Consider the following 13,093-nt stretch of genomic DNA (forward strand, 5'->3'; position numbering starts at 1 on the left):
CATAACGCATGCCTTGTTGAACTGAAGAATATGCGGCCGAATGTTCATGGTTGATTGAATAGAATTATTGCGAATCCCGAAAATCCGACATAATTAGGCATGCCTATAGTTCTTGGAACCTATTAACATTCCCGTTTTACAATGTCATAATAATCGCGATACAATTTGTATCATCGTATTTTCGCAGAGTCGGCGGTACGTACGAACAAAATCTAGAGAAGGCTGGTGTCGGTATGAAGGAAATGGATCAAAGCTCGTATCATCAGCAAGGCAAGAAAGCGTGGGAGGCTCCTCGGCTCGATGTACTGGACATTCGGAATACGGAGCACGGCGGGCTGGATTGGCAGTTCATTTGGGACGGGGACTTCTGGAAGCGGGAAGTTCTGTCGCCGAGTTAACGTCAGCGGTGCCCGTTGTTTATAACGAATCGTCGCATTGCGCAAAACCATTCTACTAAAGATGAGGTGCAGCCCCTAATGGCCCAACTACAGTCCAAGCAATGGTTATTCAAGGCTTTCGCGCTCTTGAGCATCATGCTGCTGCTTCACTTGTTCGCGCCCTCCGTATCGTTCGCGGCGCAGACCAAAGGGAGCATCGCCGGGCAGGTCACGGACACGAACGGCGATAAAATCAAAGGCGCGGTCGTGAAAGTCACGGTCGGCGTTCTCCCGGTCCTGGACATCTCGAACGGCGCCGGCAAATATTCGTTGTCGAATTTGAATCCCGGTACTTACAGCGTCACCGCCTCTGCCAGCGGCTATGCAAGCAAGACGATTACGGGCGTTGTCGTCACCGCCGGCAAGGAAACGACGCTTAACATTCAATTGTCCGCCCTCGGCGTCATTACCGGGAAAGTCACGGATACCAGCGGGAAGCCGGTCATCGGCGCTCTGGTTACGGATTCCAACGGAAACACCGTCATTACGAACCTCAGAGGGATCTACACCTTGAAAGACCTAAATCCCGGCACGTATCCGATCCAGGCTTCGGCTCTCGGCCACGTTCCCAGCGGGGCCAATAACGTCATTGTGACGGAAGGCCATACGACCACGTACGATATCCAGCTGGGTATCGATAACGCCGACCCGGTCACGAAATATCACTTCGAGCCGATCTACGGCACCATCGGAAGCAAGCAGTACGTCAAGGGCTTCCACGTTTCGCTCCAAGCCAGCGACGGCGCGGGCGGATCCGGCGTGCTCACGCTCAAATACCGCATCAACGGCTCGCTGTTATGGAAAACGTACGACGGCGAATTCGATATTATGGCGAATACCACGCATAAGGTGGAGTATTTCGCCGTCGACAATGCCGGCAACACCGAATCCGTCAATGTGATGGACCTGGACAAGGGCACCTTTAAAGGAGCGGGGGCCTACTAAGGAGTCCATCCCCCTAAATCCCCCTTTCCAAGGGGGACCCCGAGGGCTCCGCCCTCTGGACACCCGGATGGTATAACGTTGGCGATACTGAGCAGCGCACTCGGGCCACGTCGTGCAGGACTCGCTTTCGTCCCTGGCGGGACACGCTTTACGTTTGGCGGTCGCGAGTGACCTGCTGTCCCTTGCGGGACCATGAGAACGTGATGCGCCGCTGAGACGCTTGGTGCGGTGAATCGTGCCGGAGTCGCTTTCGTCCCTTGCGGGACACGCTTAACTTTTGGCGCGGGAGTGGATTGCCTGGGCTCGTTTTACTCACCGGCAATTGGTGGCCGCCTGGTTCTTGGCGGCGAAGTTGGTTTTCTGGATTGCCTGGGCTCGCTTTGCTTGCCGGCAATTGATGGCCGCCTGGTTCTTTGGCGGCGAAGTTGGTTTTCTGGATTGCCTGGGCTCGTTTTACTCGCCGGCAATTGGTGGCCGCCTGGTTCTTGGCGGCGAAGTTGGTCTTCTGGATTGCCTGGGCTCGTTTTACTCGCCGGCAATTGGTGGCCGCCTGGTTCTTGGCGGCGAAGTTGGTTTTCTGGATTGCCTGGGCTCGTTTTACTCGCCGGCAATTGGTGGCCGCCGGTTCTTTGGCGGCGAAGTTGGTTTTCTTTCACGGATAGACCGTAAGCGTACAGGCGCTCTCCTTGACGGAGGACGCTTGTACGCTTGCTTTTTGCGGCGCGTTCTTAATATTTCTTCCACCAGACGCCCGTGAACCCCGGAACCCGCTTGGCTTTCGTCCGTACGACTTCCTCGCTGATCTCGCGGCCGAAGAAGAATTCGGTCAGCGCCGCCGCTTCTTCCATGGACTCGAACACAAAATCGGTCTGGATATGCTGATGCGAGAATCCATATTGCCCCTCTAGCTTGGCATAGTACGCCGTCAAGAAATCCGGCGGATTGGGGACGCTCGTGCCTGTGCCGAAGTTTTCGAACAGAATTGCCGTGCCGCCCGGTTTGACGACTCTGGCGATTTCGCGCAGGATGCGCGCCAGGTTGTTCTCCCAATCCGGGACGTTCGCGCTCGCCGAGTAACAGACGGTCCAGCCCGCTGTCAGCAAATCGACGGCATCGTCGGCGAGCGGCAGCCGGTCGTTCATTCCTTGCGCTTTGCGCCAGTTGGCGCGGCCTTCGGCGATCAAATGCTTCTCGGCCACGGCCAGCATCGCCTCCGAGGCATCCGTAATGACGAGCGACCGCACATGCGGCGCCAGCTTTCTGGCGATTTTGCCCGTTCCGGCACCGATGTCCGCCGCGTCCAGTCCTTGAAGACCGGGCACGATCCGGCGGATGGCGCGAAATACGTTGCCGTCCCTGTCTTCATTGGCGATAAGCCGGTCGTACCGCTCGGTCTCGCTCCGATAAATGATGTCGTGCTGAATCATGCGTATCCCTCCCTGGTAGGTTGCAGTTGCATGCCCGGGCAGCGAACATTGTTCGCTACCGGGATTGCTAGGCAAGCAGTATCCCATATGCGTCAGTGAATATGCGCTAGGGTACAACGAAGCCTGAATGTTTGCTGCCGCTTCAGCTTGAGGGATGACGCAGGGTGAGAGTCAAGTCAATGTTTGCGGACGGCGTACAGGACGCCGATCTGCGGGTTGACCGCATAATGAACGGTAATGTAGTCATGCGCCTTGAACCAGGCCATCAGCCGGCCGCGGTCGATCGCATGCCTCTCGGATACGTGCTCCCGGCCTACCGCATCGCCAGCAGCCGCAGGAGCGGCTTCCTCGCCGTCCTCGTGCCCGTCCGTCATCAATCCCGCCAGGCAGATGCGGCCGTTCGGCGCAAGCACGCGGTTCATCTCCTCCACCGCCAGCGTCTGTTGGTCCCCGTTCAGAAAATGCAGCGCGAACGCGGATACGACGAGCGCGAACCGCTCGTCCACGAACGGCAGCGCCAGCGCGTTGCCGAGCTTGGCCGCGACGCCAGGATGCTTGTCCCGGCATATCGCCAGCATTTCCTTGGACTGATCGACGGCGGACATCCGCGTTCCTTGCGAGGCAAGCAGCCCCGCCAAGTTGCCCGTCCCCGTCCCGATGTCGAGCCCCTGCTCGCCCGGACGCGGGGATATCCATTGCGCGATCAGATCCAGCACATGGTCGTATTCGTCCTGCGTCAGCGCCGTGCCGGTCGACAGCAGCGCGGCGGAACGGTCGAATTGCGGCGCGATGTCGTCGAACTGCCAGGCATCGATCCATGTCTCCTGCTGCCGCCGGATCGTTCTCAGCCTGCCGGTCAGCTCGAATAGATCCGCGGCGTCGAGCCGTCCCTTGTCCTCGAATCGGCCGATCAGCTCGTCCAGCATCGTCATCGCGTATTTCCCCTCCACCCACTTCGACGCGAGCGCCATCCGCTGCAGCTCCAAATAATGATGCACGGTCGCGGAATCGCCTTGATCAAGCTTGTCGAGCAGCGCCTTGACCGCGCCCAGCCCCAGCCCTGCGCCGCGCAGCGCCCCGATCGTCTGCAGCCGCCACGCATCGCTTTCCGCGAAGCTCCGGTAGCCGTTCTCCGCTTCCCGCTCCGGCTTCAGCAAGCCGCGGGCTTCATAAAGCCGGATCGCGCGCGGCGTCATGTCGAGCCGCTCGGCGATTTCATTGATTTTCATCCGTCAACGCCTCCATGCGCTCATTATAAACCATGACGCCGGGTCAAGGTATATGGCCTGCCGCTGCCACTGCCGCTGGCCAATACACGAACAGAGAAACAGGCCAACCCTAATAACGGGTTGACCTCTGACTGTGGAGAACGCGTTCGGGTCAAGACCAGCGGCTGACGACGGTACCGACCGGCTAGAGCAGCTTTTCTTTTCGCGCAAATGCAGGCGGACAGAGGATCCGCTATTTGGTCGAAATCGGCGTTTTGAAGGCAGCGATCGGACATTGGATTCGTTATCGGCTCCGAAATGAAGCGAAAACCCGACTTTCGACAGTAATAGCGAATCTCCTGTCCGGCAGCAAGCAACAAACGATGAATACGGGCAAATAAAGGATCTCATGTCCGTATCCTTCGCATTTCCGGCACTTCGCGCAGCTCCCTGCGCGAAGTGGGACGGCGCATGACGGCTGTCAACCTCATAACACAACGCTATCGCCGCTGCTTGGACGTTCAAAGCGCCTTAACTCGCCGCCTGCACCGGAAATCCCTCGGACCTTCTCGACATGCCGAGGCCACCACGTAACAACAGGCTGACCTGCTCATGCGAAAGACCGCCGGAAATGCATTCCGGCGGTCCCGAACCATCATTACGAGTGAATTTAACGCGCAATCGATTTCTGTCCCTGCAGCGGCCATTTGGTTTTCTTCTTGTTCGACGTGCCGAGCACGCTGCCGATGCCCATGAGGAACGTCGGGATGCCGGCGGCGACGATGACGAGGCACCAGTCGCGGAACATGAGCGGCACGGTTTTGAAAATCGGCTGCAGCATCGGCACGTACAGGACGGCCGCCATCAGCACGACGGAGGACAGAACGGCAAACAGCAAGTATTTGTTCTGCAGGATGTTGCGGTGGAAGATCGACCGCGAGCTGCGGCAGTCGAACACGTGGATCAGCTGCGCCATAACCAGCGTGGCGAAAGCGACCGTCTGCGCATGGACCAGGTTTTGCGGATCGCCCGGCCTGATGCGCAGCGTAACCCAGAACGCCAGGAGCGTGAAGACGCCGATCAGTATGCCGCGGCTGATGATTTTCCAGCCCAGGCGCCGGGCGAATATATTTTCCTTCGCGGAGCGCGGCTTCTGCTGCATGAGATCCTTCTCCGCCTGGTCGACGCCGAGCGCCATCGCCGGCAGGCCGTCCGTCACAAGGTTGACCCACAGAATTTGAATCGGCACGAGCGGCAGCGGCAGGCCCGCCATCATCGCCAGGAACATCGTCAGGATTTCGCCGACGTTCGACGCGAGCAGGTACCGGATGAATTTGCGAATGTTCTCGTAGATGCCGCGGCCTTCCTCGATGGCGGCCACGATGCTCGAGAAGTTGTCGTCGCTCAGCACGAGCGAGGACGCTTCCTTGGAGACGTCGGTCCCCGTAATGCCCATCGCGATGCCGATATCGGCCGCTTTGATCGCCGGAGCGTCGTTCACTCCGTCGCCGGTCATCGCCACGACATGGCCTTTGCGCTGCAGCGCTTTGACGATGCGCAGCTTATGCTCGGGCGAGACGCGGGCATAGACGAAAATGTTGTCCGCCAGCCTGTCGAGCGTTTCCTCCGTCATCTCGTTCAATTGCTGGCCGCTGACGGCGATGCCGCCGCGCGGCATGATGCCGAGCTGGCCGGCGATCGCTTCCGCCGTCAGCTGGTGGTCGCCGGTGATCATCACCGTCTTGATGCCCGCGCGGCGGCAATTCGCGATGGCGTCCTTCACTTCGCGGCGCGGCGGATCGATCATGCCGGACAGGCCGACGAAGATGAGCTGGTTCTCGACGTCCGACTCGACTTCCGAGGCGTCCTGCGGGCGCAGCTCGCGGTACGCGAAGCCGAGCACGCGCAGCGCGCCGGCCGCCATTTTCTCCGCGGCATCGTTCACCTTCTGCTTCAGCGTCGCCGTGAACGGCACGACTTTGCCGTCCCACAGCATGTACGTGCATTGATTCATTAACATATCCGGCGCGCCCTTCGTGCAGATGAGCCGGCCGCCTTGATGCGTGACGAGCACGGACATCCGTTTCCGCTCGGAATCGAACGGATATTCCTTGACCCGCTTGTAGAGCCCCTCCATCGATTTCGCCGACGCGCCCAGCTTGGCGGCCAATACGGTCAGCGCGCCTTCCGTCGGATCGCCTTTCAGCACCCACTCGTCTTGAACGACGGCCGTTTTGCTCTTCTTGCGCTTGATGGCATCCGGATCTTGATCAAGCTTCGTCACCGTCGCGTTGTTGCAGAGCGCGGCGACCTGCAGCAAGCGGCGAAGGGATTGATCGTGCTTTATGTCGACGGGCTTGCCGCCCTCGAAGCAGCCGCCGGCAGGCTCGTACCCTTCGCCGGTGATATCCATGCCGCGCCCGCCGATCCACAGCTGGGTCACGGTCATTTTGTTCTGCGTCAGCGTGCCCGTCTTATCGGAGCAGATGACGGACGCGCAGCCGAGCGTCTCGACGGAAGGCAGCTTCCGCACGATGGCGCGCCGTTTGATCATCCGCTGCACGCCGAGCGCGAGCGCGATCGTTACGATGGCCGGAAGCCCTTCCGGGATGGCCGCGACCGCCAGGCTGACGCCGGCAAGGAACATTTCGTACGCCGGCTGCCCATGCAGGATGCCCGCGACGACGACCATGACAGTGAGCGCAAGCGCGACGATGATGAGGATTTTGCCAAGCTGCTCCAGGCGATGCTGAAGCGGCGTTTCCATCGTTTCCGTCTGCTGGATCAGATTGGCGATTTTGCCCATTTCCGTGTTCATGCCCGTTCGAACGACGATCCCTTTGGCCGTGCCGCGGGTGATCATCGTGCCCATGAAACCGATATTGCGCATGTCCCCGAGCGGGATATCGGCGGCCTTGATCGGGTCGCAATGCTTGCTGACCGGCACCGATTCGCCCGTGAGCGCCGACTCCTCGGCATAACAGCTGTTCGTCTCGATGAAACGAAGATCCGCCGGAATCCGGTCGCCGCTTTCGAGCTCGACAACGTCCCCGGGGACGAGCTCGCTGGCCGGAATGACGACGATATCGCCGCCGCGAAGCGCCTTGGCCATCGGGGCGGACAGCGCCTTAAGCGCGCGCAGCGATTTCTCCGCCCTGAATTCCTGCACGAAGCCGAGCACCGCGTTGATGACGATGATCGCGACGATCGTAATCGCATCCAGGTATTCGCCGAGCAGCCCCGAGATTAACGTCGCCCCCATGAGCACCAGCACCATGAAATCTTTGAACTGGCCGAGAAACAGCATCAGCGGAGAAGTCTTCTTCCCCTCCGACAGCTCGTTTCGGCCTATTTGCGCCAGCCGCTCGGCTGCCGTGCCCGGCGCCAGTCCCGTATCCAGGTTCGCATCCAGCGCTTGCGCCAGGTCGGCCGTTTCCAGCCCATGCCACATTCCCTGTTCCATTGCTCCGACTCCCTTCCGATACTCGCCGCCCGAACGGACAGCCTCTATGGGCTAAATGTATTCGGACAAACCGGAAAATATCCCAGCCGGGACTTAAGTTTTTGGACGGGTTATGGCATGATAGGAAGATGAAGTCCATGCAAAGGGGAATTTTACATTATGGCATTAGACGGAATCGTTACCCGCGCGATCGCAGACGAGCTTCAAACCTGCGTAGGCGCGCGCATTCATAAAATCCACCAGCCTTCGCCGCACGACCTCGTGCTGCAAATCCGCGGCGGCCGCAATCCGGGCAGGCTGCTGCTGTCGGCCAATCCGACGTATCCGCGCGTTCACTGGACGGAAGAGACGTTCGTCAATCCGCTGGAAGCGCCGATGTTCTGCATGCTGATGCGCAAGCACTGCGAAGGCGCCGTCATCGAAGCCGTCAGCCAGGTCGGCAACGAGCGCATCCTGCATATCGACGTCCGGCAGCGCGACGAGCTCGGCGATACGTTCCAGAAACGGATCGTGATCGAGCTGATGGGGCGTCACAGCAACATTATTCTGCTCGATGCGGCATCGGAGATGATCCATGACGGCATTCATCACGTGACGCCGTCCATCAGCAGCTATCGCGTCATTATGCCCGGCACCGCCTATGTCGCGCCGCCGGAGCAAGGCAAGCGCGATCCGTTCGAGATCGACGGCGAGCAGGAATTCGCCGAGGCGATGCATGCCGCCGGGCAGCTGCTGGTCCATCCGCCGATCCCCGACGAGGACAGCATCCATTTCGGCTCCGCGCCGAAGCCCGTTCCGGTCGAGTCGCTTACGCCGGACAAGCTGATCGTCGCCGCGTTCAGCGGCATCAGCCCGCTGCTGGCCAAGGAGATCGTACACCGCGCGGAAGCGGCGAACGCGGGCGTCAAGCTGCCGAACGGGCTGGCCGAGCTGCGGCATGCCGGAGCGGCGCTCTGGCCGAGCTTCCGCGACATGATGACGGCGTTCCGTTCCGGAACTTACGCTCCGCAGATTGTGACGCCGGCGGGCGGCAGCGGGAAATCCGCCTTCTCCGTTACGCAGCTTACGCATCTGAACGGCGAAATCGCCTCGTTCGATACGGTAAGCGCCTGCCTGGAGGCGTTCTTCGGCGACAAGGCGCAGCGCGATACCGTCAAGCAGCGCGTGTCCGACCTCCTCCGCTTCCTGCAGAACGAGCGCAGCAAGAACGAGAAGAAGCTGGAGAAGCTCGAGGAGTCGCTCCGCGAAGCGCAGGACGCCGATCGATTCCGCATCTTGGGCGAGCTGTTGACGGCCAGCCTGCACCTCATCAAACGGGGCGATACTTCCGTGGAGCTGGCCAATTACTATGAAGAGGATATGCCCGTCGTCACCGTCCCGCTCGATCCGCAGCTGACGCCTTCGCAGAACGCGCAGCGGCTGTTCAAGAAGTACGCGAAATTCCGCAACAGCCAGACGTTCGTCACCGGGCAGATGGAGCTGGCCGAGCAGGAAATCCGGTATCTCGCCTCGTTGCTGCAGCAATTGGACAGCGCATCCTTGGCGGATATCGAGGAAATCCGCGACGAGCTGGCCGAACAGGGCTACATGCGGCAGCGCGAGAAGCGCGGAAGCCGGAAGAAGAAGCCGAAGCAGCCCGCTCTCTTATGCTATACGTCCTCGGAAGGACTGCCGATCTACGTCGGCAAGAACAACACGCAGAACGATTTTCTGACGAACAAGGTTGCCGGTCCGAACGATACGTGGCTGCATACGAAGGACATTCCAGGTTCGCATGTCGTCATTCGGGGCACGAGCTTCAACGACAGCACCCTGGAGGAAGCCGCCATGCTGGCGGCCCAGTTCAGCCAGGCCCGTTCGTCGTCCATGGTTCCCGTCGACTATACGCTGATCCGGCATGTCAAGAAGCCGAGCGGCGCCAAGCCGGGCTTCGTCATCTACGATCATCAGAAAACGCTGTTCATCACGCCGGACGAGCAGCGGCTGAAGCAGCTCCCCTCGCAAATCAAAGCTTGAACCGGATTCGGCGGCCCTGCGCAGGCAGCCGGCACCAACAAAAAACGGCACGACAGCTTCGCGAAGAAGCTTCGTGCCGTTTTTGCGTTTCAATTACATGCTGCGTAACTTAAAGCTGCGTAACGATAAACAGCTTAACCAGGTGACGAATGAATCGCGAACAAACCACGGTTCCAGCCCGTTCACGACTCGTCCGCCTAGTTCCCGTTCCGCCAAGCCGGGTTCAATTGATTCAATACGGCCGCGTCGACCGTGCGGCTGCCGATGTCGCCATGGAAAATGACGCCCTGCCGTTCGCCGTGAAAATCCGAACCGCCCGTCACGATCAATCCATGCTCGGCGGCTAGCCGCGCATACCGCGCTTCGGCAGCTTCGTCATGGTCGGAATGGAAGACCTCGATGCCTTGCGCCCCTTGGGCGATGATCGCCCGGACGAGCTCGTCGTTGCCGTACAGCCCGGGATGCGCGATGACGCTCGTTCCGCCCGCTTCGCGGATCCAATCCAACGCTTCGAACGGATGAAGCCGCGGCGGGTTCGCGTAAGCGGCCGCCCCTTGCGCCAAGTAGCGGTCGAACGCTTCCTGCATCGTGCCGACATGGCCTTTCTTGATCAGCACGGCGGCGATATGCGGCCTGCCCATGGAACCGCTGTCCTTGCCCTGCAGCCTCGCTTCTTCCTCCACGTCCTCCAGCGTAATCGCCATGCCGAGCTCGTTCAGCTTCGCGAGGATCATGTCGTTCCGCTGTTCGCGCAGCGTAATCAGCCGCTTCAGCTTCTCCCGCCAGTCCGGATCGCGCCAATTGACGTAATAGCCCAGGATATGGATATCGATCCCGTCGGCTACGGTGCTGATTTCAACGCCGGGCACGACTTCGATGCCGTGCCGTTCGCCCGCTTCCATCGCTTCGTCGATGCCGTCCACCGTGTCGTGGTCCGTGATGGCGATGGCGGACAGCCCTTTCGCCTTCGCGGCGGCGACATTGTCGGCCGGCCGCTGCATGCCGTCCGACGCCGTTGTATGCGTATGCAAATCCGCCCTGCCCGTCCGAATTATAGCCATTGCTGCAGATCCCTCTCTCTCAGAAACGTCATAAAGGTTACGGCCGATATCGGCAGCAGCGCCGATTTCAGGAAAATGGAATAGAACTGCCGTTTGAACTGTACGTCGCGGATCGGAATGATCTGAATCAGACCGAGCGCCACCTCGTGCTTGACCGACGATGCGGATACGAACGAGATGCCGAGCCCGGCTTCGACCGCGGACTTGACCGCGCCCGTGCTGCCAAGCTCCATGACGATCTTCATGTCGGCGATGTTCATCTGTTTGGCCCGCAGCTGTTCTTCCATGACGAGCCGCGTGCCGGATCCCTGCTCCCGGAGCACGATCGGATATTTCATCACTTCCTCCAGATCGACTTCCTTCACGCCCGCCAGCGGATGCGACTTGCCGACGATCAGCTTCAGCTCGTCGCTCAAGACCGCTTCCATATGCATGTCAGGGTGATTGACCGGCGCTTCGATCAAGCCGAAATTAAGCTGATGATTGACGATCTCTTCCATGATCTGCGCCGTGTTCATGACTTTCATGCTGATCGCGATATGCGGAAATTCCTGCCCGAAGGGGCCGAGCAGCCGCGGCAAAATGTATTCGCCGATCGTCAGGCTCGCCCCAAGCTGCAGGCGGCCTTTCAGCTGCTTCGTGAATTTGGACATCTGCAGATCGGTATCGCGGATCAGATCGATACTGCGCTGGGCGTACGGCATGAGCGCCCTCCCCGCTTCCGTCAGCTCGATCCGCTTCGTCGAACGGTGCAGCAGCTTCGTTCCGAAATAATCTTCCAGCGACTGGACTTGCATCGTTACGGCAGGCTGCGTCATATGCAGCGCCTGGGCCGCCGCGGAGAAGCTCCCCCGTTCCGCAACGGTATAGAAAATATGCAGCTGATGGAAATTTAGCGCCATGAAGGGCATCCCTTCCTTTCTCTTTCGCCTATTATACATCAAACGCAGTCCGAAATATCGTCCGAATGAGAAAAAGCACGGGTCCCCGCACCCCGTGCTCGCTGCCATGCTCGCGTTATATATGGATTATTTCCGTTTACGGCTGTTCTTGATCAAGGTCATCCGTCTGGAATGACGCAGCCAGGAATAATAGGATTTCAAATCGCGTAGTTCGATCGTCTCAGACATGCGTCCGAGATAGGTAACGACGATCATCTTGTGCAGCGGATTGCCGGTCAAGTCCGTTTCTTTCTCCAATACGGCAAACTCCGCGACGAACACCAGGTCATCGTCAATGAGATAGACGTCCTGCTCGTTGCGATAGTACGGCTCGATTCGGCCTTGCTTCAAACATTGCCACATGAAGTCGGCGATATCCTCGTAGCCGGTTTTCTTGTCTTCGATGCGATCGGCCCAGCGGCTCTTGGCGTGGTTCGTGATGACAATATCCGCCACTTTCTTGTCGCCCAGATCGACATGAAACGACTCGTACGTGTTCCATCGCTCTGTAATCTTGTCTTTCATTTCAGATCCACCCCTCCCCGGAAGTAGGCCTTATTATCTATATCTACTTTCCATATTATTGTAGCATGCATGTCCGAGATTTCAACTCAAAAATAAACTTGCTCCAAATATGGCATATTATGGTTGGTTAAATGGGTAAATAAAACCCCCGACTTCACTCCAGCCGGGGGCCTGCGTCCTAGATGCTGTAATAGCGGGTCTTGTCGGGAACGCCTTGCGTATACTCGGTCTTGATTTCGTTGCGGTACGAGCGTTCGATCCGCTTCACGTAAGGCAGCCGTCCCATGTTGCGCACGATCTCCTCCGCCCGATCCGCATTCATATACATGACGACATAATGCATTTTACGGGACATGTAATGCACCGTGCCGTATTTCTCTAACGAACGGGCAGCCTTAAGATCGCTGACCCATACGATATAACCTAAGCGTTCCGAAAACATGAAAGCTCCCGTCTCCTCTCTCTAACCGCAGCCGCCGCTTCCGCAGCTGCAGGAGCCGCCGCCTCCGCAGCCGCCTCCTTTGGGCAGCGGATCGTTGCTTGGCACCTTGATCGTCTCCGATACGGCGCCGGCGATTTCCGTCGCGATGGCGAGCAGCAGATCGTCGACCGCCTGCTCCGCCGCTTTGAACCGGCTGACGCACTCGATCCCGTTCAACTGCGCTTCGACTTCTTTCACCTTGTCTTTCGCCGCATGATAATCCGGATGAAACCGGCCGAACCGTTCGCAATCCGCGAACAGCTCTTTCGCCTTGGCGAATTTCTTCACGAGCTCGCGAACTTGCTCATGCTCGTCGACAACGGTTTTCCAATATGCGTATTCGGCGACTTCCGCCGACTGATTCACTAAATCGCCAATGTCGTAGGCGCGTAACAACAGTTGACCCATATCGAGCGAAGTTGAATCGCCGGACTCGAAGGAATCGAAAGATTCGTAGAGCGGCAAATCCAATTCATGCGCTGCGGGGTCCGATAACGGCAATGTTTCCATTAGTTCCGCCCCCTCTATATCAATAGGCTCTTCTGCCTTAAACGTATCATACCATACCATGATCGTAAATAGGTAGAGC

At 58.9% G+C, this 13,093-nt stretch carries 12 protein-coding genes; 4 read left to right on the forward strand and 8 right to left on the reverse strand.

What is annotated here, in order from left to right; all coding sequences use genetic code 11:
- Positions 1-233 precede the first annotated feature (233 nt).
- The 3 genes from GXP70_RS18885 (at position 234) to GXP70_RS18895 (ending at position 2,139) form a co-directional block, all read left to right on the forward strand.
- Entirely contained in the window at positions 234-398 is a 165-nt protein-coding gene (locus tag GXP70_RS18885) for a hypothetical protein (RefSeq protein WP_162358273.1), read from the forward strand.
- A 78-nt stretch (positions 399-476) separates the two neighbouring features.
- On the forward strand, positions 477-1,382 hold the full coding sequence (locus GXP70_RS18890) for a carboxypeptidase-like regulatory domain-containing protein (protein WP_162358274.1): 906 nt from the start codon (positions 477-479) through the stop codon (positions 1,380-1,382).
- Between the two features lie 340 nt (positions 1,383-1,722).
- On the forward strand, positions 1,723-2,139 hold the full coding sequence (locus GXP70_RS18895; protein ID WP_162358275.1) for a hypothetical protein: 417 nt from the start codon (positions 1,723-1,725) through the stop codon (positions 2,137-2,139).
- On the opposite strand, the gene GXP70_RS18900 is transcribed toward GXP70_RS18895, so the two are convergent.
- The 3 genes from GXP70_RS18900 to GXP70_RS18910 form a co-directional block, all read right to left on the reverse strand.
- Positions 2,111-2,809 carry a class I SAM-dependent methyltransferase gene (locus GXP70_RS18900; RefSeq protein WP_162358276.1) on the reverse strand — a complete coding sequence of 233 codons (699 nt, stop codon included), beginning with the start codon at positions 2,807-2,809 and terminating at the stop codon, positions 2,111-2,113. The two genes, GXP70_RS18895 and GXP70_RS18900, sit on opposite strands and share 29 nt — an antisense overlap.
- 176 nt (positions 2,810-2,985) lie before the next feature.
- Positions 2,986-4,038, reverse strand: a complete 1,053-nt coding sequence (locus tag GXP70_RS18905; RefSeq protein WP_162358277.1) for a MerR family transcriptional regulator — start codon at positions 4,036-4,038, stop codon at positions 2,986-2,988.
- A 649-nt stretch (positions 4,039-4,687) separates the two neighbouring features.
- Positions 4,688-7,480 carry a calcium-translocating P-type ATPase, SERCA-type gene (locus GXP70_RS18910; RefSeq protein WP_162358278.1) on the reverse strand — a complete coding sequence of 931 codons (2,793 nt, stop codon included), beginning with the start codon at positions 7,478-7,480 and terminating at the stop codon, positions 4,688-4,690.
- Positions 7,481-7,639: 159 nt separating this feature from the next.
- Between GXP70_RS18910 and GXP70_RS18915 the strand changes: the two genes are divergently transcribed.
- Positions 7,640-9,496: an Rqc2 family fibronectin-binding protein gene (locus GXP70_RS18915; protein WP_162358279.1), complete on the forward strand. Its 1,857-nt coding sequence runs from the start codon at positions 7,640-7,642 to the stop codon at positions 9,494-9,496.
- Positions 9,497-9,693: 197 nt separating this feature from the next.
- On the opposite strand, the gene GXP70_RS18920 is transcribed toward GXP70_RS18915, so the two are convergent.
- The 5 genes from GXP70_RS18920 to GXP70_RS18940 form a co-directional block, all read right to left on the reverse strand.
- Positions 9,694-10,557 (reverse strand): PHP domain-containing protein, encoded by an 864-nt coding sequence (locus GXP70_RS18920; RefSeq protein WP_162358280.1) that lies wholly within the window; start codon positions 10,555-10,557, stop codon positions 9,694-9,696.
- Positions 10,548-11,459 (reverse strand): selenium metabolism-associated LysR family transcriptional regulator, encoded by a 912-nt coding sequence (locus GXP70_RS18925; RefSeq protein WP_162358281.1) that lies wholly within the window; start codon positions 11,457-11,459, stop codon positions 10,548-10,550. The genes GXP70_RS18920 and GXP70_RS18925 overlap by 10 nt, the downstream gene beginning before the upstream one ends.
- Positions 11,460-11,585: 126 nt before the next feature.
- The gene (locus GXP70_RS18930; RefSeq protein WP_162358282.1) at positions 11,586-12,023 is read right to left on the reverse strand and encodes a hypothetical protein; all 438 of its coding nucleotides are present in this window, start codon (positions 12,021-12,023) and stop codon (positions 11,586-11,588) included.
- A 178-nt stretch (positions 12,024-12,201) separates the two neighbouring features.
- Positions 12,202-12,465 carry a YlbG family protein gene (locus tag GXP70_RS18935; protein ID WP_162358283.1) on the reverse strand — a complete coding sequence of 88 codons (264 nt, stop codon included), beginning with the start codon at positions 12,463-12,465 and terminating at the stop codon, positions 12,202-12,204.
- A gap of 21 nt (positions 12,466-12,486) precedes the next feature.
- Positions 12,487-12,912, reverse strand: coding sequence for a YlbF/YmcA family competence regulator (locus GXP70_RS18940; protein WP_225442879.1), 426 nt, complete (start codon positions 12,910-12,912; stop codon positions 12,487-12,489).
- Between the last annotated feature and the right edge of the window lie 181 nt (positions 12,913-13,093).

The sequence above is a fragment of the Paenibacillus lycopersici genome (assembly GCF_010119935.1).
GTDB classification, from domain to species: Bacteria; Bacillota; Bacilli; order Paenibacillales; family Paenibacillaceae; genus Paenibacillus_Z; species Paenibacillus_Z lycopersici.